This is a genomic window from Pseudomonas sp. GG8, assembly GCF_052976945.1.
Genome location: NZ_JBRIIP010000001.1, coordinates 2667098 through 2687590, shown reverse-complemented (window position 1 = coordinate 2687590; position 20493 = coordinate 2667098). Strand labels below are relative to the sequence as shown.

Here is a 20493-nt window from a genome sequence, read left to right as displayed (position 1 = left end):
GGATATGGATCGGCAGCCGATGAGTCTATTTGCGAGCAACCATCAACCGTGGCCCGGCCCCCGCGGGGTTGAGGGACATTAGCGCCGGAAACTCTTCAGGCGTCAGTGTTTCTTTTTCCATCAGGAGTTTGGCGCCAGTATCCAAGTCAGCCCGTCGACTCTCAAGCAACTCCTTGGCGCGACTGTAGGCTTCATCGAGTAAGGCCCTGATGCCGAGGTCTATTTCCCGTGCAGTTTGCTCTGAGTAGTCCTTCTGGCCCAATCCCGGTATATGGTCGCTCAGGTACGTGGGATTTTGCCGCTCCAGTACCGACTGACCAAGCTCTGCGCTCATGCCGAAGCGGGTAATCAGTTGTCGGGCTATATCAGTGGCCCGGGTCAGGTCGTCAGCGGCGCCTGTCGAGATCTGACCATAGGCGATGAACTCGGCAGCACGACCGGCCATCAACACTGCGATACGATCCTTGAGCATCTGGCAACTGATGAGGAAGTGATCCTCTGTCGGGCGTTGCAGGGTATAGCCCAGCGAGCCGATGGAGCGGGGGATAATCGAGACTTTATGCACTGGGTCCATTCCCGGCAAGGTTCCGGCAGCCAAGGCATGGCCCATTTCGTGGTAGGCGACTACCAGGCGTTCCGCGGGCTGCAGCAAGCTGCTCTTGCGCTCCACGCCGGCGACGATACGCTCCACCGCCGCCGTAAAGTCATCCAGACTGACCGCCTGGGCCCCGCGACGGGTTGCGACAATCGCGGCTTCGTTGATCAGGTTTGCCAAGTCTGCGCCGGTGAAACCGGTGGTGATCTCGGCAATGCGTTCACAGTCGGCGCTGGGCTCGGCGGTGATGTTTTTGATGTGCACTTTGAGAATAGCGACTCGCCCCTTGCGATCCGGGCGGTCGATGAGAACTTGACGATCAAAGCGGCCGGCCCGCAGCAGTGCCGGGTCGAGAATTTCCGGGCGATTGGTGGCCGCCAGCAGTACCACGCCTTCGCGAGGATCGAAGCCGTCCAGTTCTGCCAATAGCTGGTTGAGCGTCTGTTCTTTTTCGTCGTTGCCCCCAAACGCGCCAACGCCCCGCATCTTTCCCAGCGCGTCCAGCTCGTCGATGAATATGATGCACGGCGCAGCCTGTCGAGCTTGCTCGAACAGGTCGCGCACCCTGGCTGCGCCGACGCCGACGAACATCTCGACGAATTCGGAGCCTGAGATGGAAAAAAATGGCACCCCGGCTTCTCCTGCGACGGCCTTGGCGACCAGGGTCTTGCCGGTACCTGGAGGGCCGACCAGCAAAATGCCCTTCGGTATGTGGGCGCCCAAGCGGGCGTACTTGGCTTTATCCTTCAAAAAGGACACCACCTCCACAAGCTCTGCCTTGGCTTCGTCGATGCCCGCCACATCAGCGAAGGTGATCCCTGTATCGCGCTCGACGAATATTTTCGCCCTGGATTTACCGACGTTCATCATGCCACCGATGCCTTGTTTATCGGCGAGGCCGCGAAACAGAAAGTGCCAGACCACCATGATCATGACGAAGGGCAGAAGCCAGCCCAACAGCGCATTCAGAAGTGTATTTTCGTTGACACCGGAGAAGCTGACATTGGATTGAGCAAGCTCTGTGGCCAAGGTGGAGTCAACCCGGACCGTCGAGAACTGGTTGTGCCCATTGATCGGTTCTTGCAGTTTTCCGCTGATATGATCCTTCTCGACGCTCAGCTCGCTAACTTTGTGTTCATTGAGCAACTGAAGGAATTGGCTGTAAGGAATCGACTCCACTGCCGCCCGTCCGGCAAACAAGAACTGGACCAGTGTCAGCGCAACAAAGGCAATAAAAAAATATGAAATATTCAACTGATGGTTCTTTTTCATGGCCTTCGCTCAAGGGTGAACAACGAATGTGGACATCAGCCCGTTACAACGCAACATAAGGTCATTCAGCCGCTTTTGGGCGAACGTGGATACCGTTCAACTTTAGACCCGCAGCCACCGATCAGCTTGATGTAAATCAACGTGGCCCTTTGTCTTGAGTTTGTTCAATTCGAGTAAGCCGTGCCGGGGCATGACACAGGTCGAGGGCGGTGGACAGATCGTCGTACCGATTGATATATATCAACGCGATCAGCCGCGAAGAGGAAGAACATAATTTTTTGAGTGCTTTGCCCCATCGTTATGGAGTGTTCGGATCTGTTTTTTGGCGTTTATGAGTGCTCAGGAAGGTCTATGAACGCTGATCATTTAGAAAAACCCGAGAGTCAGGCCATCGTCTCGACAGGTCTGAGCAAGTGGTTTGGCGAAGGCGATGTGCGAATGACGGCCGTGGACAACGTTGAATTTGTCGCGCATTTTGGCGAAATGGTGTTCATCGTCGGTCCCTCTGGCAGCGGAAAGACCACCTTCTTGAGCATGATTTCTGGCATTTTGCGTCCCAACACCGGGACGGTGACGGTCAACGGCGCAGACATCTGGGCGTTGAGCAGCGATCAATTGGCTGACTTTCGCCTGAACACCATTGGCTTCGTATTCCAGGACTATCACCTGTTTCCGCGACTGACGGCTGCCGAAAATGTCGCGATCCCGCTGATCCTCAAACATCATGATTGGGATGACTCCATCGCTCAGGCTACGAAAAGCCTGGAAGTGGTCGGCCTCAAGGGTCGGGGGGATGTGCTACCGGTAAAACTTTCAGGAGGAGAGCAGCAGCGGGTCGCCATTGCTCGTGCCATTGTCAGCAGCCCGCAGATACTTATTCTTGATGAGCCGACAGCCTCGCTCGACGGTGACACCGGCAGGATGATCATCGCCTTTGTGAAGGAGAAGGTCCTCAACAAAAGCCGTTGCATCCTGATCGTCACCCATGACGCGCGGATCAACGAGTATGCGGACCGCATCATCCATATGGAGGATGGTCGCATTAAGGATGTCGATGGGGGTACTGAATGAGGAACAAGATTCTGTTCGCACTTGCTGTGCTGGGTGTGTTGGCCGGGCTTACAGCCGCTTACATTCTTGGCAGAGAGGCAAAAGCGTTACCCCCCGTGTTCAAGCCAGCCAGCAGCCCCTATGAGACTGCCATTTTTGCCAATGGCATCATTGAAGGCGAGCAGTCGGGTGGTTCGAACATTGTGATTTACCCGCAAGTGTCTGGGCCTGTCACCCAGGTATTTGTGCATGAAGGTCAGGTCGTGTCGACCAGAATGCCATTGCTGAGCATCGACGACTCAGTGCCCAGAGCCAACCTTGAGTTGGCTGAGTCCAATTTGAAAACGGCCCGTGACCAATACCAAAAGCGTCTTGCCTCTTACACGATTGATCCCAAGTCGATCAGTAAGGACACGCTGGATACGGCAAAAGACCTTGAGGGACAAGCAAGTGCAGCCCTGAAAGCCTCCAGTGCATTACTCCAGCAATATACAGTCAGGGCGCCAGTGGAGGGTGTGATATTGGCCGTCAATACCACTGTTGGCAGCTATGTATCGTCTCAGGGTGCATACGACACGTACATCCAGGGGTTCAGTCCGCTGGTGGTCATGAGCGCTTCTGTGGCTACCCTGGCTGTGCGCTGTTATGTGGACGAGATACTGATTTCGCGTTTACCTGCTCCGGACCATATTCGTGCGCAAATGTCTATTCGCGGCACGGACATAAAAGTCCCCCTGGAATTCGTTCGCGTTCAGCCTTATGTGTCGCCGAAAATCGAGCTGTCTAATCAACGTCAGGAGAAAGTTGATCTCCGGGTGTTACCGGTCATTTTCAGGTTCCAGAAAAAAGACTTTCCGGGGCTGTATCCGGGGCAACTGGTAGATGTCTTCATAGGGCAGAAATAATGCGCAAGCCCTGCAGTTCATTGCCTCGCAAACCTCTGGGTTTACTCAAGGGCATTGCATGGCCGATCATCAGTATTGTGTTCATGAATGCCTGTACGGTCGGTCCTGATTTCTCACGCCCGGAACCGCCTGCGCTGAGCCGCTACACGCAGGATCCGATGACCCGCACCGTCACGGCAGAAGGGCAGGCGCAACACTTTCTGTCGGGCTCCGAAGTGCCCCACGATTGGTGGCGACTGTTCAAATCCGAGCCGTTGAATGCGACTGTCCGTCAGTCGATCTCCCACAACCTTACCCTTCAGGCGGCGGAAGCAAGCTTGCGTCAAAGCCAGGACAATCTCCGCGCCGGGTATGGTGTGTTCTACCCGCATGTTGACGCCCGTTTTGGTGCTTCTCGTGAATTAAGCGCCCCGATACAACAGGGTTCGACGGTGCCCGGTTCGATTTTTAACGTGGTGACCCTGAGTGGAACCATCAGTTATGCGCTCGATGTCTTTGGTGGCGAGCGGCGAACAGTCGAGGGCTTGCAAGCCCAGGTCGACCGTCAGTTGTACCTGAACAAGGCGGCGTACCTGACCTTGACCGCGAATGTCGTCAACACCTCCATTGCTCGCGCCGCTTATGCCGCACAAGTGCGTGCGACCGAGCAGCTTATTGCGCTTGAAAACGAACAACTTCAGACCACCGATGTCCAGGTTCGCGCCGGTACAGCGCCTTACTCGTCCGTGCTGAGCCTGCGCAGCCTGATCGCCACGAATGAAGCGGCGCTACCGGCGCTAAAACAGAAAATCAGTCAAACCGAACATTTACTGGCGACGCTTGAAGGCGTGGTGCCGACTGACGTCATATTGCCCGACATTGATTTGGCGGGACTTGCATTGCCCCAGGATTTGCCTGTCAGTTTGCCGTCCGCGCTGGTCCGTCAACGCCCGGACATCCTGTCCTCCGAAGCACAATTGCACGTGGCTAGCGCCAACATCGGGGTTGCAACGGCCGCCCTTTTTCCCAGCTTCAGCTTGAGCGGAACCTACGGGACCGGCAGCTCCAGCCTGGGCTCACTGATTGGCGGGGGAAACAGATTCTGGAGCATAGGGCCTGCGGTTGATGCGCCTTTGTTTCAAGGCGGCAGCTTATGGTATGGCCGCCAAGCGGCGATAGAGGCGTATCAGCAAGCCGCCGCAACCTATCGACAAATCGTCTTGGAGTCGTTTGCACAGGTCGCCGACGCACTGCGGGCGCTGGAGTTCGATGCGCAAGCCCTGCAAAAACAAGGGGAGGCGCAGGCGACGGCCGAAGAGGCGCTTCAGGTGTTGCAAGTCAGCTATCGGTCGGGGCTGGTGACCTACCTGGACTTGCTGGTGGCGGACATACAGCTTCATGAAGTAAATATTGCTTATCTTCAAGCACTCGCCCAACGCCATCAGGACACGGTTGCGCTGTTCGTCGCGCTGGGGGGCGGCTGGTGGAATACGCCGGGTTCTGTCAGCCATGAGCAAGCGCCATGAAGTACGCCGGCATCTTGCGAATCGGTTTCAAGCTGTTGGTGAATGACAAGGCCAAGTTTTCTGCCTTGCTGATAGGGATCACCTTTTCTGTATTTCTAATGATGCAAATGACCGCCATGTTCGCGGGCATCCTGAACCGCGCTTACTCGACCGTGACCAACATTGGGGCGACGATGTGGGTCATGGACCCGGCGGTCAATACCCCGACCAGTACCATCCCGCTCCCTGACTATTTGCTCGACGCCGTACGCAGCATGGATGAGGTCAGTTACGCGGTCCCCATCTTTATTGGTGGCGCGCAGGTCAGGCTGGACAGCGGAACCTATCAATCTGTCAGCGTTATCGGTCTGGACGACTCCAGTCTATTCGGCCGTCCTGAACTTGAAGAGGGACACATCGAAGACATCTATGCTGACAACGCCTTCATCATGGTGCATGACGCTGAGTTTTCCAAACTGGAGAATCCGAAGGTGGGTACCTCATTCGAACTTAATGACCATCGTGGCACGATCGTAGCTATCGCCAAGGTTGCTGCCAGTGGGCTGACGGGCGTACCGACGCTCTACACAACCTATCGACGTGCCATCGAATACATCCCGACCACGCGGTTCACCGTTTCTTACATATTGCTTCAACCAAAGAACACAGAGGACGTGGCGAGTATTCAAAAGCAAGTGGATCAATTGGGTTATGTCGCGCTGACCAAGGACGAGTTCAACCAGCACATTACCCATTTTTACATCTACCAGACGGGGGTGGGCGTCAACATCTTGATGATGACCATTATCAGTTTTCTCGTCGGACTGTCGATCTCCGGGCAGACCTTCTACACCTTTATCCTGGAAAATCTGGACAAATTTGCTGCCTTGAAAGCTATCGGTGCGAAGGGGCGCGAGCTGATTTATATGATCCTGTTTATGGCGACGTTTACGGCGATGACCGGTTATGGACTGGGCATTGGCCTGGTCACGTTAATGATTTCTATCGCACGATCCAATGTGCCGAACTATGCGGCCATCATCACCTTCTGGAACCTGGGGCTTGCGTTCGGCATGGTGCTATTGATCGCCGGAGTTTCCAGTTATGTGGGGATACGCAAGGTACTCAGAATCGAGCCTTTCGATATTTTCAGGGGATAACAGCCTTGAAAAAAGTGCGGAAAAGATTGAAGTGGAGGAGGGTGCAGCCTGTCCGCGTCAGGTTTGACAAATATCAAGATGCCCAAGGGTAGAACGGAGGCACATTGAAGCTCGTATGCAGCAATAGCTCACTCTCGGGGGGCAAGACGATGGACAAGTATCAGCAGAGTCAGAAGAACAAAATTTTCAAAGAAGGCACCCATGATCCCTACCGGATGGAACATGTCAGCGGCACGGCGCTCTGCCCACAGTGCGGCGCACTCTATCAGGAAGGCAACTGGACGTGGCATATCCCGGAAAGCACTATCGTCGGGGATGCAGAAGAGACTGTTTGCCCTGCGTGTCGGCGCATTGCAGACGACAGGCCCGCTGGCACGTTGAAGCTCTCTGGAAAATTTTTGCACGACCACCAAGAGGAGATTTTGAACCTGATCCACCACACGGAGGAGGTGGAGAAAGCCGAACACGCTCAGGAAAGAATCATTAAAGTGGTTGAAGTGGATGATACGCTCGAAGTGACTACCACAGGCATCCACCTTGCCAGCCGTATAGGTCATGCACTTAATGCAGCTTATAAAGGCAACTCTCACTACCACTACAGTGATGATGAAACCCACCTCACGGTAAATTGGGAGCGGCTATAACGTAGTCACGTGCCGACCGCCAGGGTCCAGGAGGGTCATGGCGGTCCGCCCCGTTTAGCTCCGACGCGCTGCACGCTCAGCCGCCAGCAGTTCCACATAGAGTTCGGCATAGGGTTCTATCGCCTTATGCCAATTGAACGGAGCGGCCATGGCGCGGCAACGCATGGCATTGAGCAGCTCAGGATTGGCGAAGACCTTGATCGCCCGCGTCAGCGCTTCGGCGTAGCTTTCCACGGTCGATTCTTCGAACAGAAAACCAGTCACGCCATCTTCAATGGTGTCGGCCAACCCCCCTGTTTTACGGGCCACCGGCAAGGAGCCAAAACGCTGGGCGTACATCTGGCTCAAGCCACAAGGCTCATAACGCGAAGGCATCAGCAAGAAATCGCTGCCGGCAAACATGCGTCGGGCATCCGTTTCGTTGAACCCGATGCGCACCCCGATCTGGCCCGGGAAACGCAGGGCCAGTGCGCGCATGGCATCCTCTTCCTCCGGTTCGCCGCGACCGATGATCGCAATTTGCCCGCCTTGATTGACGATATGCTCGGCAACACCGATGGTCAGGTCCAGGCCTTTCTGGAAGACCAGGCGCGATACCACAGCGAACAAAGGACCCGTGGAAGGCTCAAGCTCGAACAACTCGCGTACATGGTCGGCGTTGATTTCCTTGCGCTGCCATTCGTTTGGGGCAAACCGGCAAATCAAGTGTTCATCGGTTTCCGAATCCCAACTGGCGTCGATGCCATTCGGAATCCCGCTGAGCAGTCCTTGCCTGGCCTTGCTTTGCAGAAAGCCTTCCAGACCACAGCCAAAGGCCGGCGTGGTGATTTCCTTGGCGTAAGTCGCACTCACGGTGGTGATGTGGCTGGCATAAGCCATGCCTGCCTTAATGAATGAGAGCTTGCCGTAGAACTCCATGCCGTCGGCGCCCAACGCCTGGTCAGGAATACCCAGTTCGCGGCTGGAGCCGGTGCTGACCGTGCCTTGATACGCCAGGTTGTGGATGGTGAAGATGCTCGGTGTGGCCTGACCCCGCCAGCGCATATACGCCGGCGCCAATCCGGCAGGCCAATCGTGGGCATGCACCAGTTCCGGGCACCACTGGGTTTTTACCGCGCCGGCGGCGAAGTCGGCTGCGGCCAGGCCGAGGCGGGCAAAGCGGATATGGTTGTCAGGCCAGTCACGGCCGTTGTTATCACCGTATGGCGTGCCTTCACGTTCGTACAGTTCGGGGCAGATCAGCACATAAATGACCAGACCGTCTTTCATGTCCATGCGCCCGATCTTGCACGGTGGCAGGGCTGCATGACCGCCCAGCTCGCTGATGACATGGATCGGGTTACCACTGTTGAGCACTTGCGGGTAGCCGGGAATCAGCACGCGTACATCGTGCAGGTGGCGCATGGCTCGCGGCAGTGCGGCAGACACATCGCCCAAACCTCCGGTTTTCACCAGATCAGCCAACTCTGAGGTCACGAACAGAATTTTTCTTCTGTGGGTCAGGGTAATACTTGGCTGTGAAGTCGGCAGTTGCAGCAGTGGAACGCTGGTCGAAGCGAAGGCCTGTGGAGCGACCTGCTCGCTGGCTGGCGGGTTAAAACGCGCTCCCTTCTGGGGGATGACGGCAACGCCCATAATCTTTTCCTTTCACTATCAAGTCGAGGGAGCATTGATGCACTTTTGTTAATGATGCAAACGCTTGATGGTAAACAGGGCGATCAAAGGGTCTCTGTGTTCGAAAACCGTAACCGTGTGTTTTTTCAATCAAGCAGGATAAAAGAGCGTGCATTGGTTATATCGGTGGTCGGAGAAACGCACCGTTATTCCTATAGATAATTAACAAATAATCTCATCCCTAACACCTCAACGAATGCTCAATACGTAATCGATCAACTGTTCGGCTTCTTCCTGACTAACAGGTGTGCGCGCATTGGCAGAGGGCATTTTTATAGATCCCCAATGGTAGGGAGCAGAGGCGGTGTCCGTGCCGGTTTGGACGACACGAACAAGCATGGGCTTGGCATTTTTAAGCCCATGAAAACGGCGGGAAATATCGCGAAAAGATGGCCCTATCGCTTCAGTCTTCACGCTATGGCAAGCAGTGCATCCCTTGGCGTCTGCCAGCGCCGCCCCTTCAGTAGCATAGGCGGTACCGACCTGGGCGAAAATGATAATCGACGCTATGCACCATGGCTTATTGATCATGATAAATCCCTCTCTCGCGCACTCGCGCTGTGCACTACTCCCGCCTACCACTGTCATGAAAGGAGTACCCAATTGTTGGCAGATTTGCATGGGCCTGTTCTGCGGGTGTTGATCTAGATCAATTAGCGCCCTTTGAATATTGAGACCCGTGAATCGGGGCATGTAGGTGCGCCGTCTCTGATGCGGGGTCAAGATTTTGTCCCCGTGTGGAGGTCATCCAAATTGTCCCTGAGCGCCATCTTTGACTTCGATCAAGCGCCGTTGGCGAGTAAGGGCAACAGTACTGACTGTGGCGCGATTGAGCGCCGTTGTTCAGTGTCGAAAAATGTCTTTTCCTATCAGCGTAACAACCGTCAGAAGAGGATTTTGTCATGGCTCATTCCCTAAAAAAAATGCCTGCCCAGGCCAATGAACCGAACCGGGACGTTGCGATCAGTACGAATGCATCGCATCCGTTTGAACAGCTTCGTCGTCAATTCGACCACCTGTTCCAGGACTTCAATAATCTGCCTTCGTTGCTGTCTTCGAGGCGCAGTGGATTTGACCTTGATCCGCTCTTCTCGGGCGATTTCGTCGGGCTGCAATCGCCCGCTGTCGACATTGTTGAAAACGAAAAAGATTTTGAAATCACCGCAGAGGTACCTGGCGTGGACGAAAAAAATCTGACCGTGAAAGTCGTCAACGGCAATTTGCAGATCAAAGGCGAAAAAAGAGAGAACAAGGAAGACAAATCCGGGAGCTACCACCTGACCGAGCGCCGTTACGGTTATTTTGAACGGACCTTCAGCCTGCCCAAAGGGGTGGACGCAGATAAAATTCAGGCACGTTTCAGTAAGGGCGTGTTGACCGTCAATCTGCCGAAGAAACCCGAAGCGATGAAGCCTGAGAAAAACATCAACATTGAGCTGGACTGACGTTTTTGGCGCTTGTCCATGATCTAGCCGGCGGGCGATACCTGTGCTTTTGCGGCATTGAGTATCGTCCAGCCGGTGATCCTCGACGTTAACAGGGCTCCGCCCATTGAGGTGTGAAATGGCACAGCGTCAACGTCTACTGTTGATTGCGCCTTGTAAAATGACTCACAGCCCGGCGTTTGAAAGGGCTGCGGCCTTGGCCGAGGCAATGGATGCATCACTCTCCATCGTCGCTTTTGCCTATTTCGAGACGATGGAAACGGTTAATTTGTTAGACACGCAGGGACGTGAAGCAGCCCGCGAGAGCCGTCTCAAACTATTCCATAACTGGTTGGACAGCGAAACGGCGCAGCTAAGGCACCAAGGGCTGGAGACGTCTTTCGAGGTTGTCTGGGCTCCGCGCTCGGCGCTTGATATATGCCGATACATCAGCGTTTCCAACGTCGATTTCGTACTCAAGGATTTGTATGCCGAGTCAGCGGTCAGGCCCTTGAGTCTTTCAGACCTGGATTGGCAGTTGTTGCGCGGAAGTCCAGCGCCGGTTCTTCTTGTGACGGATGCCAGGCACCCCCATCCTCGGAAAATTCTGGCAGCTGTCGATATTCTTCATGAAGATCCTCATGTTCAACAGTTGAACGACTCGATCATTGAAACTGCGGGACGTCTAGCGCAAGCATGCCACGCATGTTTGCACCTGTTATCCGTGTATGACCGGTCGGTCCAGCCTTTAGCGGACATTGATGAGCCACATGTAGCGACGCCCCCCAGTTACGAGGAAGAGGAAGCGCTGTTCAACGCGCTTGCCGATAAATACGCAATCGACGAGGAACATCGGCATTTCATCGCAGGGGCGGCTGCCAATGTGATCAACACTTATGTCGCTCGGTGCAACTACGACATCCTGGTCATGGGAACGGCGAACCATCGCCCCCTGGACATGTTATTAGGGCGTACGGCTGACATAGTTCTCGATCATCCGCCTTGTAACGTTCTTGTATTAAAGCCTTTTGCCGTGGGGCGACCGAACGACCAGGACGTGTCGGCAACAACGCCCAATACGTTGTCGATGAAAAAATAAGGGCTGCTAAATGAGGCCTCGCAGGCGTTGGCCTGACTTGATTTAAATCAAGCGACAGCGATGGCATTCACTGAGAATTCAGCCAGTTTTCCCAAACTGGCCGGGAGTTCCTTATGTCGTTCGAATCGCCTATCCCGAACGACCCGCTTCAATCTTCGCTCGACATCGACCCGCGAGTGACCTCATCCCTGCTGTGGGTGTCCTGGCTGGTGGGCACTGCGATGCTCGCCGCTGTGATCGCTGTCGCCTTGCACCTGAGCGATGTCGAGGCATTTGGCACGTTGTTGGAGCGGGCAGAACCTCTATGGTTGATTGTGGCCATCGTGTTGCAAGCGCTGACGTACCTGGCTCAAGGGCAGGTCTTCCGGGGCGTGTTAAAAGCAGGGCACGCACAGCTGTCTTTGTGGGATTCAAGCAAGCTCAGTCTGATGAAGTTGTTTGTCGATCAGGCGCTACCCTCTTCGGGTATCAGCGGAGCTTTTGCGGTCATTGCTTTCCTCATTAAAAAAGGGGTCGCCCGGCCACTGGCACTGGCTTGTCTGGTCCTTGACCTTTCCGCCTATTTTTTTGCGTATGTGCTGACCGTCGGGGTCGCACTGTTTATCGTCATGCTGCAAGGACATGCCACGACGTCCCTCATTGCGACCTGCCTGGTATTCGCTGCGGTGAGTCTGGCAGCCGCGATTATTGTACCGCGCCTTTCTGCCCATTCAGAGCTGCAGCGGCGCTTCTCTGTGAAGCACCATGCACTGGTAGGTAAAGGACTGGCCTTGTTGACGGGGGCCGACACCCAACTGGTGCGCAACCGTTCTTTGTTGTGGCGCACCACGTTTTTAGAGTTGGTCATCATCCTGCTCGACTGTTTGACGCTGTGGGTGCTGGTGCGTTCGTTGGGGGTGTCCGCACAGCTGCCTGGGTTGTTCGCCGGGTTCATGCTGGCCAGCGTACTTCGCAGTGTTGGAATTGTGCCGGGCGGGCTAGGGGCGTTCGAAGCGGCCGCGGTGGTCACGTTGCATTGGATTGGCATCGAGATTCCGGTTGCGCTGTCTGCCACCTTGTTGTTCCGCGGGCTGACCTTCTGGTTGCCCATGCTGCCGGGCATGTGGCTGGCGCGCAGTGGGCTGGGAACCCCCTCCATCAAGGGGGATGTGCCCATAAGCGAGGTCTGGTGGCAGACGCCTGCTGAAGAGCTGATCCGCTCATTTGGAAGTTCTGTTGAAGGACTGAGCAGTGAGCAGGCAAAAGCGCGTCTGCGACCTGCCGCGCCGGTGGGGCGGAGTCGACCGCATGGTCTGCTCAGGCTGACGATAGAGCAGATGCGTAGCCCGCTGGTCATCATTCTGATCGTGGGTGCTTTGGTGGCGCTGTTAGTCGGGGACTGGATCAACGCGGCCATTGTGTTGTTGATCGTGCTGATCAGCGCCTTGCTGAGTGCCTGGTATGAAAATCGCGCGAGCACGGCAGTCGAGCAGTTACGTCGGAAAATCGCTACGCTCGCCGTCGTTCGTCGTGCAGGCAAGATTCTGCAAGTTCCTGCGTCTGACGTCGTCCCCGGTGATATTTTTTTGCTCAGCGCGGGCAGTCTGATTGCCGCTGATGGTCGAGTGTTGAGTGCGCGCGATTGCTTCATCAGTCAGAGTCTGCTCACCGGCGAGACGTACCCTGTAGAAAAACTGCCGGGAGACGTTCCTGCGGAGGCGTCTCTGATTCAACGCAGCAACTGCGTATTCATGGGCACCTCCGTTCGCAGTGGAACTGCCGAGGTACTTGCCACCCGTTATGGCGATGAGAGCGAGTTCGGTCAGATTGCCAAATCGCTGTCGTTGCGGCCACCGGAAACCGAATTCGAACGTGGTCTGCGGCATTTTGGCGGACTGCTGCTGCGCGTCATGCTGGTCATCACGTTCCTTGTTTTCGGTATCAATATTCTGTTGCATCGACCGACTCTCGACACACTGCTATTTGCCATCGCCTTGTCCGTCGGTTTATCGCCAGAGCTGCTACCTGCCATCCTGAGCCTCACCTTGGCCAAAGGTGCGCAGCGTATGGCCGCCCGTGGCGTCATCGTGCGCCATCTCAGCGCTATCGAAAATCTGGGGGCGATGGACATCTTGTGTACTGACAAGACCGGAACCTTGACGCGCGGTGTGGTTGCGCTGAATGCCGCAGTGGATGTCGAGGGTGAGGAGGAGGTCAATGTTCTGCAATTAGCCCTGTTCAACGCGCATTTCCAGACAGGGATGAGTAACGCGATGGACGATGCCATCACAACCAAGGCGCAGGCCAGTGCTGTTGACGTCGGCCACGTCAGCAAGCTCGATGAAATTCCATACGATTTCGGGCGCAAACGTCTGAGTGTGGTGGTTGCCGGCAGCGTGGAAGCCCCCATCCTGCTAGTGACCAAAGGAGCGGTCGAAAACGTCCTGGAGGTCTGTACTCATCTTTGTTGCGGTAACGGTACGCAGGTTCTGGATGAAACGGCGTTGGCGGCGATCCGTAAACGGTTTGCTGCGTGGAGTGAGCAAGGATTTCGCGTGCTTGGAATAGCCACTCGTTCGCTGCCTGCACAGGCTCGATACAGCCGTAACGAGGAAGTGGACCTGACCTTCCGCGGCTTTCTGTTGTTTTTCGATCCTCCCGAACCGGGAGTAAAGGCCACGATGGCCGCGCTGGCAAAGCTGGGTGTTCAGGTCAAGATCATCAGTGGTGACAGTCATCTGGTTGCCCGCTATGTCGCCTCTGCCGTAGGGCTTAATGTGCAACGGATCATCACCGGTTCTGAGTTGGCGCTGTTGAAAGACGAGGTGCTGATGCACCTGGCGCCGACAGTTACGCTATTTGCCGAGGTCGATCCCAATCAAAAAGAGCGAATTATTCGCGCCCTGCAGAAGACCGGTCATGTGGTAGGTTTTCTCGGTGATGGAATAAACGACGCACCTGCACTGCAGGCGGCCGACATTGGGATTTCTGTGCAGAACGCTGCTGATGTTGCAAAGCAGGCCGCTGATTTTGTCTTGCTTGAGCATGACCTGAATGTGTTGCGCGAAGGCATTGATGAAGGTCGCCACACGTTTGCCAATACACTGAAGTACATTTCCATCGTGTCCAGTGCGAACTTCGGAAACATGATCAGCATGGCGCTGGCTTCATTGTTCCTGCCCTTTCTACCTCTGCTCGCGAAGCAAATTTTGCTGAACAATTTTCTGTCTGACATTCCAGCGTTGGGCATCGCCAGCGATAACGTCGATCGAGAGTGGGAACAGACGCCTCATCGCTGGAACCTCGCTGAAGTCCGCAACTTCATGGTGGTATTCGGACTCGTCAGCTCACTCTTCGATGTCTTCACCTTTGGTGCGTTGTATTGGCTGGTAGGTATTGCGCCAGATCTGTTTCGCAGCGGCTGGTTTGTCGAATCATTACTGACTCAGTTGTTGACCATTTTCATCGTTCGCACGTACAAACCTTTCCATAAAAGTCATCCGGGTCGAATGCTTCTGGTCAGCGCATCCGTGATCGGGGCTCTGACCGTTTTACTGCCCTACAGCCCCGCTGCCGCGTGGTTTGGACTTGTCCCTTTACCGCTTGGCCTGCTCGCCGTGGTGCTGTCCATCAGCCTGCTTTACGTGGCAGCCGCCGAATGGGTAAAGCGGGGGTTCTATCGAAAGCGACCTATCAAACCGAGGCCACTTCGTCGCCGTGGCGACCCTTGAAGTTGTCCGTTTGTGGCGCGGGCAGAGGCTATTTTCGGCCGGTCAGCGCAGGTGGCATGGTTCAATGTTTTGGGTCCTGATGACGACTTCTGATTTAAGTCAATGCCGCTCATGTCATGACGTTCAACATTGAACCCTGCCCGAATTGCGGAGAACGCTATGGCAAATTTCCAGCATCTACTGTTGATCGCTTCCCCGCAAATGCATCGTACTTCTGCATTTGAGCGCGCGGTGGCATTGGCAAAGGTCAGTAACGCCGCACTCCATATCGTTGCGTTTGATTATATGGAAACGCTCGCAATCGTTGGGGTTTTCAACCAAGGGGCCATGGCGGAACTGCGTGAGGGCTACTTGCAGATGCATCGCCACTGGTTAGAGCAAGAGGCCGAATATGAGAGAAAAAACGGGCTTGAGGTCACCACCCAACTGTTCTGGACGCAGCATGTCGTTGACGAAATTCGGCAATATGTCGACACCCAACAAGCGGAGATGGTGATAAAGGATGTTCACCAGGAATCAACGCTCAAACGCATTTTTTTTACACCGCTGGACTGGCAGCTACTGCGTGATTGCCCTGTGCCAGTCCACGTGGTGATCGATTCGGCAAACCCGTTACCGCACAAAATAGTGGCGGCGGTTAATCTTTTTCGTTCTGCTGATGCAGACCTTCAGCTCAACGATATCATTATCGAAACGGCTTCCCGATTGGCAACACAGTGCGATGGCGTTCTACAGATGCTGTATGTCTTCGATGGGGCCGCTGTCTATGCTTCAGGCTTTACGATCATGGGGGCGATGCCCATCGAAGCAGACTTTGTCGATGCGCTTGGTGATGCGCACCTTGAAGCGTTTGTTGCGCTGGCGGAATACTATGGTATCGCGAAGGAGAACGCTTATTACCTGAAAGGGACTCCGCTCCCGGCCATCAAAAAGTTCGCGGCCGATAACGCGGTTGATGTACTGGTGATGGGCACACGTCCTCATCACAATCTGGACTTGGTGTTGGGCGACACCGCGGAGAATATTCTCCAACACGCCCCCTGCAGTGTTCTTGTGGTCAAGGCATAGATAAGGGCGGGGTCTACTCTCAATCAGCTCGGCGGCACCCTGACACCAGCGAATGTAAGGCTGCTAAATCAAGGATCTCTACGGCTCTGCCCGAAATGCGCACAATCTCAAGTTCACGAAGGCGCGCAATAGCCCGGCAGACTGTTTCCAGGCGCAAACCAAGATAAGACCCGATATCTTCCCGGGTCATTCTCAGGACGAACGCTTTGGATGAATAGCCGCGCGTGACCATTCGATGCGACAAATTCAGCAAAAAAGCGGCTAGACGCTCATCAGCATTGAGGTTTCCCAATAACAAAAGCATTTCATGATCACGGACTATTTCTCGACTCAGCAGCCTGTGCAGGTTGTGTTGAAGCGAAGGCAACTCATGAGACAGTCGTTCCAGTTGCATGAAATGAATCGGGCACGCTTCGCTGTCTTCCAGTGCGATTGCATTACACACATGTCGGTCATTGCTGATGGCGTCTATGCCCAGCATTTCTCCCGCCATTTGAAAGCCTGTCAGCTGTTCGCGGCCATCCTCCGAAATGACGGTCGTCTTGAAAAATCCATACCGGACGGCATACAGCGAACGCAAAGGATCCCCCGCATGATACAGCGTCTCGCCTTTTTTGATTTTGACCCGTTGCTGAATGAGGGTGGACAGAAGATCGACTTCTGAACTGTTCAGGCCAGCAGATAAACACAGCCCTCGCACACCGCACCCTGAACAGGCAGCCTTTATTTGTTGCACAGGGCTAAGCATTACCGGAAGCGTCATGAGAGATCTCCTGTTGTTTTTTCAGCGTAGCCAATGGACCCGCTTCATGACAGAGCGAGTGATCAGTTATAGATGAATGGCGGGCGAAGCAGGGAGGACTTTATTAGCATTTTTTGTTGTATGGAATTCCCTGTCAGGGAATAACTATCGCGCACTCACACTCAAATGAGTGGCCTATTTTATATTTTAAATCAAGGTGGATTGTTTTGCGGGTTGCCAACTAACGGCTTATGGAAAGCGTGCGTAAAATTGTTAAGTAGAAGTTACATCTTGATGGGGATTTCCTTGCGCATGTGCGCAAGCATAACGCCATTTTTTCGCACCATCATTTTTTTTTGGTTAGGGAAGGTCTGAAGTAAGGCCTTCTTTTTACAGAAAATCGGGCGTCAGACGCTCAAAAAGAGAATACCTCGCTGAAATTTCTGAAATATCGACTTTTTTCGATGAATAAGCCGGTTTTAGGCGCTTATTAACCCTTAATTTCCATACTGCGGACGCACCTGTCCTACAGGCTCCAGCAAATGTCGGCGCGCCATCCACAGGTTCGACAACGCAAACAGTGTTACCAACTGCGCGGTGTTTTTTACCAGTCCGCGAAACCGCACTTTGGTGTAACCAAATTGGCGTTTGATGACCCGAAACGGGTGCTCAACCTTGGCCCGAGTTTGCGATTTAGCATATTCGATCTTGCGCAACGCACGGCCAATGACGCTTTTTTCACCATGTTTGCGACGGCTGCTGGGCCTGGCGGAGATCGACCAGATCATCTCGCGCCCCTCATGTTCCGGCCGCTTTTCCACCCCGGTGTAGCCCGCGTCGCCGCAGACATGGCTCTCTTCGCCGTGCAACAACTGATCGACTTGGGTAACGTCCGCGACGTTGGCTGCCGTGCCCACCACGCTATGGGTCAGGCCCGTATCAGCGTCCACCCCGATATGCGCTTTCATCCCGAAATAATATTGATTTCCTTTCTTGGTCTGATGCATCTCGGGATCGCGTTTACCCTCTTTATTCTTGGTCGAGGTCGGCGCATGAATGATCGTGGCGTCAACGATAGTGCCTTGACGAAGCATCAAGCCTCGGTCGCCCAGATAGCCATTAACGACCTCCATGATGCCCCTGGCAAGATGGTTTTTCTCCAGCAGGCGACGGAAGTTGAGGATCGTGGTTTCGTCGGGAATGCGCTCCAGATTCAAACCCGCAAACTGGCGCAGAATCGTTGTCTCATACAGCGATTCTTCCATGGCCGGATCGCTGTAGCCGAACCAGTTCTGCATCAGGTGCACACGCAACATCGCCATCAACGGATACGCCGGACGTCCCCCAACACCCTTTGGATAATGCGGTTCGATCAACGCAATAAACCCCTTCCAGGGCACGACCTTGTCCATCTCGCTCAGGAAAATCTCACGGCGGGTCCGCTTACGTTTACCTGCGTACTCAGCATCAGCGAAAGAAATCTGCTTCATGGGGCTCAACCGTTCAGCTCATGTGATGGAGGGTATTTCACCAGATTTGGAAACCTTTTTCAGAGTTTCCTTAGATGTGGTTATTCAATAAAGATTGTGATGGGCAGGTTTTTTATCGCGCGTTGATCTAACGCATTTGGGTTCTGGCAGAGTGGCTCTGATGTAGATCAATGTGTGGGCCGCTTGATCGTCAAGAATGTGAAACACATAGACCCTGTCGGGAGGAGGTCACCTATTCTCCCCAGCCGTTGACCCTTTCCGTAAGTGGAGGTGTTACATGTCGGACTCTGAGCGTTTATTGTTAGTGGCTTCACCCTTGATGCACCGAACTCCGGCTTTTGACCGAGCGGCAGCACTGGCTAAAGCTAAAGGGGTTCCCTTGCATATCGTGGCCTTTGACTATGTTGAAGGCTTGGCAACGGCTGGCCTGGTCAATGAACAAGCGCTCTCTGAAATGCGCGAGGGTTACTTACTGCGGCATCGTCAGTGGCTTGAAGAGCAAGCTGTTTCCCTGCGCAATCTCAAAATAGTGGTAACAACGGAAGTGGTGTGGGTTCAGCGTCCGCTGGAGGAGATATTGCGCCACGTCAAAGAGTTAAACCCTTCCATGCTTATCAAAGACCTCGAGCATGAATCTCTGCTGATGCGTACCTTGTTTACACCTCTGGACCTGCGTTTATTGAGGGACTGTTCATCCTCCGTGCACCTTGTTGCGAACGTCCAGCACGCCACGCCGAGAAAAATTCTGGCCGCGGTAGATCCGTTTAAGCCGGAAGAGCAGTTCGAACAGTTTAATGATCAGATTATCCTGGCGGCAGAGAAGTTGGCGGCACAGTGCAATGCTGAACTGCATCTGCTTTACGCGTATGACCTTTCATATATGTATGCGTCGGAGGGCATGGGTTCGACATTGTTTTCAGCGGGCATGGGCGAAGAGGTGTATGAGGCTGAAGGAAAAGCGTTTACTGAATTGGCTGATTGTAGTGGTCAACTAATCCCGGACACGACGTTAAGTTTTTCTTCGGCCCGAGCTGGCGCCATCCCACCGTTGAATTGATGGGGTCGAATCCAGTTGTACCGATGCATCAAGAAAAGGCTGATATCACGCTGGGCTTCTTGGGCGGTTCTGTAACCCAGAGTCGGTATCCATTCAGTTTTCAAGCTGCGGAACACGCGCTCCATTGGCGCGTTGTCCCAGCAATTTCCCCGGCGACTCATGCTCTGGCGTATTCGATAACGCCACAGACGCTGGCGAAATAAACGACTCGCATACTGCGACCCTTGATCCGAGTGAAACAGCAGGCCCTGAGGCCTTCCTCGTTGCTCGTAAGCCATATCCAGCGCCTTGATAACCAGATCGGCGTCCGGCTTTTCTGACAACGCCCAGCCCACCACTCGGCGTGCGCAAAGATCCAGCACGACAGCCAGATAGTGCCATTTCCCCTGGGCCCAAATGTAGGTGATGTCGCCGCACCACACCTGGTTGGGTGCCGGGACATCGAACTCCCGATTCAAGATGTTCGGAATATCTAACCGTTCAACCGTCGCTCGTTTGTAGGCATGTGAACCTGGCTGTTTGCTCACGAGGTCAAGCTCACGCATCAAGCTGCGCACTTTGAACCGGCCGAGTTGCTCACCATCGTCACGCATCAAGGTGAGGATGCTACGGCTGCCCGCAGCACTGCGACTTTGTGAAAACAACTCGCTCACTCGGCTGCGCAATCGAAGCCGTTCGACATCAGGCGTTCGGCGCTTGAGACGGTGGGCGTAGTAGCTTGAGCGGTTGATTTCAAACACTTTACACAGCCAATCAACCGGCTCATGGACGCTCAGCTGAGTGATCAGCGCGTACGCTCGTGATCTTCCGACATCAAGAGCGCGGTAGCCTTTTTTAATATCGATTTTTCCCGTTCAAGGCGGGCGATCCGGGCTTCAAGCTCCTGGATTTTTTGCTGTTCCGGTGTCAGCGCTTTGCTCTGCGGGGTAACGCCTTGGCGCTCCTGCTGAACCTGCGTGACCCAGCGGCGTAGTGCCGACTCGCCGACGCCGAGTGAACGGCTGGCTTCGATGTAGCTGTAGTCTTGTTTGAGCACGAGGTCGGCAGCCTCGCGTTTGAATTCAGCAGAAAAGGTACGGCGTTGTTTGGTCATTTGACACCTCGATCTGGCGAGCATTC

The 20493-nt window shown here is 54.5% G+C and carries 16 protein-coding genes; 10 read left to right on the top strand and 6 right to left on the bottom strand.

Translation table 11 applies throughout. From position 1 onward, the window contains the following. Positions 1 to 25 precede the first annotated feature (25 nt). Positions 26 to 1867: an ATP-dependent zinc metalloprotease FtsH gene (gene ftsH, locus ACVBEG_RS12870; protein ID WP_322178901.1), complete on the bottom strand. Its 1842-nt coding sequence runs from the start codon at positions 1865 to 1867 to the stop codon at positions 26 to 28. A gap of 351 nt (positions 1868 to 2218) precedes the next feature. On the opposite strand from ftsH, the gene ACVBEG_RS12865 reads away from it, so the two are divergent. From ACVBEG_RS12865 to ACVBEG_RS12845, 5 genes are all read left to right on the top strand, one after another. Continuing rightward, a complete protein-coding gene (locus tag ACVBEG_RS12865; RefSeq protein ID WP_447107796.1) occupies positions 2219 to 2938 on the top strand; it encodes an ABC transporter ATP-binding protein in 720 nt (239 codons plus the stop codon). After that, positions 2935 to 3822: an efflux RND transporter periplasmic adaptor subunit gene (locus ACVBEG_RS12860; RefSeq protein ID WP_322178903.1), complete on the top strand. Its 888-nt coding sequence runs from the start codon at positions 2935 to 2937 to the stop codon at positions 3820 to 3822. The genes ACVBEG_RS12865 and ACVBEG_RS12860 overlap by 4 nt, the downstream gene beginning before the upstream one ends. Further along, complete coding sequence (locus tag ACVBEG_RS12855; RefSeq protein WP_322216681.1) at positions 3822 to 5327, top strand: efflux transporter outer membrane subunit; 1506 nt, start codon at positions 3822 to 3824, stop codon at positions 5325 to 5327. The genes ACVBEG_RS12860 and ACVBEG_RS12855 overlap by 1 nt, the downstream gene beginning before the upstream one ends. Further along, positions 5324 to 6466 (top strand): ABC transporter permease, encoded by a 1143-nt coding sequence (locus ACVBEG_RS12850; protein WP_322178905.1) that lies wholly within the window; start codon positions 5324 to 5326, stop codon positions 6464 to 6466. Before ACVBEG_RS12855 ends, ACVBEG_RS12850 begins: the two co-directional genes overlap by 4 nt. 149 nt (positions 6467 to 6615) lie before the next feature. Next, the gene (locus tag ACVBEG_RS12845) at positions 6616 to 7110 is read left to right on the top strand and encodes a BCAM0308 family protein (protein WP_322178906.1); all 495 of its coding nucleotides are present in this window, start codon (positions 6616 to 6618) and stop codon (positions 7108 to 7110) included. 54 nt (positions 7111 to 7164) lie between these two features. Here the strand turns inward: ACVBEG_RS12845 and glgA are convergent, their stop codons facing one another. Then, positions 7165 to 8745, bottom strand: a complete 1581-nt coding sequence (gene glgA, locus ACVBEG_RS12840) for a glycogen synthase GlgA (RefSeq protein WP_447107795.1) — start codon at positions 8743 to 8745, stop codon at positions 7165 to 7167. Positions 8746 to 8973: 228 nt separating this feature from the next. Continuing rightward, positions 8974 to 9315 (bottom strand): c-type cytochrome, encoded by a 342-nt coding sequence (locus ACVBEG_RS12835; RefSeq protein WP_322178907.1) that lies wholly within the window; start codon positions 9313 to 9315, stop codon positions 8974 to 8976. 371 nt (positions 9316 to 9686) lie between these two features. Between ACVBEG_RS12835 and ACVBEG_RS12830 the strand changes: the two genes are divergently transcribed. The 4 genes from ACVBEG_RS12830 (at position 9687) to ACVBEG_RS12815 (ending at position 16085) form a co-directional block, all read left to right on the top strand. Further along, positions 9687 to 10229 (top strand): Hsp20/alpha crystallin family protein, encoded by a 543-nt coding sequence (locus ACVBEG_RS12830; protein WP_407074648.1) that lies wholly within the window; start codon positions 9687 to 9689, stop codon positions 10227 to 10229. A 118-nt stretch (positions 10230 to 10347) separates the two neighbouring features. Further along, the gene (locus ACVBEG_RS12825) at positions 10348 to 11307 is read left to right on the top strand and encodes a universal stress protein (protein WP_447107794.1); all 960 of its coding nucleotides are present in this window, start codon (positions 10348 to 10350) and stop codon (positions 11305 to 11307) included. Positions 11308 to 11420: 113 nt separating this feature from the next. Then, a complete protein-coding gene (gene mgtA / locus ACVBEG_RS12820) occupies positions 11421 to 15017 on the top strand; it encodes a magnesium-translocating P-type ATPase (RefSeq protein ID WP_447107793.1) in 3597 nt (1198 codons plus the stop codon). 159 nt (positions 15018 to 15176) lie between these two features. After that, positions 15177 to 16085: a universal stress protein gene (locus ACVBEG_RS12815; protein WP_322178911.1), complete on the top strand. Its 909-nt coding sequence runs from the start codon at positions 15177 to 15179 to the stop codon at positions 16083 to 16085. Positions 16086 to 16104: 19 nt separating this feature from the next. Here the strand turns inward: ACVBEG_RS12815 and fnr are convergent, their stop codons facing one another. Continuing rightward, complete coding sequence (gene fnr, locus ACVBEG_RS12810) at positions 16105 to 16848, bottom strand: fumarate/nitrate reduction transcriptional regulator Fnr (protein WP_322178912.1); 744 nt, start codon at positions 16846 to 16848, stop codon at positions 16105 to 16107. A 476-nt stretch (positions 16849 to 17324) separates the two neighbouring features. Then, positions 17325 to 18317 carry an IS5 family transposase gene (locus ACVBEG_RS12805; protein ID WP_447107587.1) on the bottom strand — a complete coding sequence of 331 codons (993 nt, stop codon included), beginning with the start codon at positions 18315 to 18317 and terminating at the stop codon, positions 17325 to 17327. A gap of 277 nt (positions 18318 to 18594) precedes the next feature. Between ACVBEG_RS12805 and ACVBEG_RS12800 the strand changes: the two genes are divergently transcribed. Continuing rightward, a complete protein-coding gene (locus ACVBEG_RS12800) occupies positions 18595 to 19374 on the top strand; it encodes a universal stress protein (protein WP_447107792.1) in 780 nt (259 codons plus the stop codon). Here the strand turns inward: ACVBEG_RS12800 and ACVBEG_RS12795 are convergent. Further along, a protein-coding gene (locus ACVBEG_RS12795; RefSeq protein WP_447107390.1) for an IS3 family transposase occupies positions 19305 to 20467 on the bottom strand; the annotation gives its coding sequence in 2 pieces (ribosomal slippage) (positions 19305 to 20212 and positions 20212 to 20467; 1164 coding nt in all). The two genes, ACVBEG_RS12800 and ACVBEG_RS12795, sit on opposite strands and share 70 nt — an antisense overlap. Positions 20468 to 20493 lie beyond the last annotated feature (26 nt).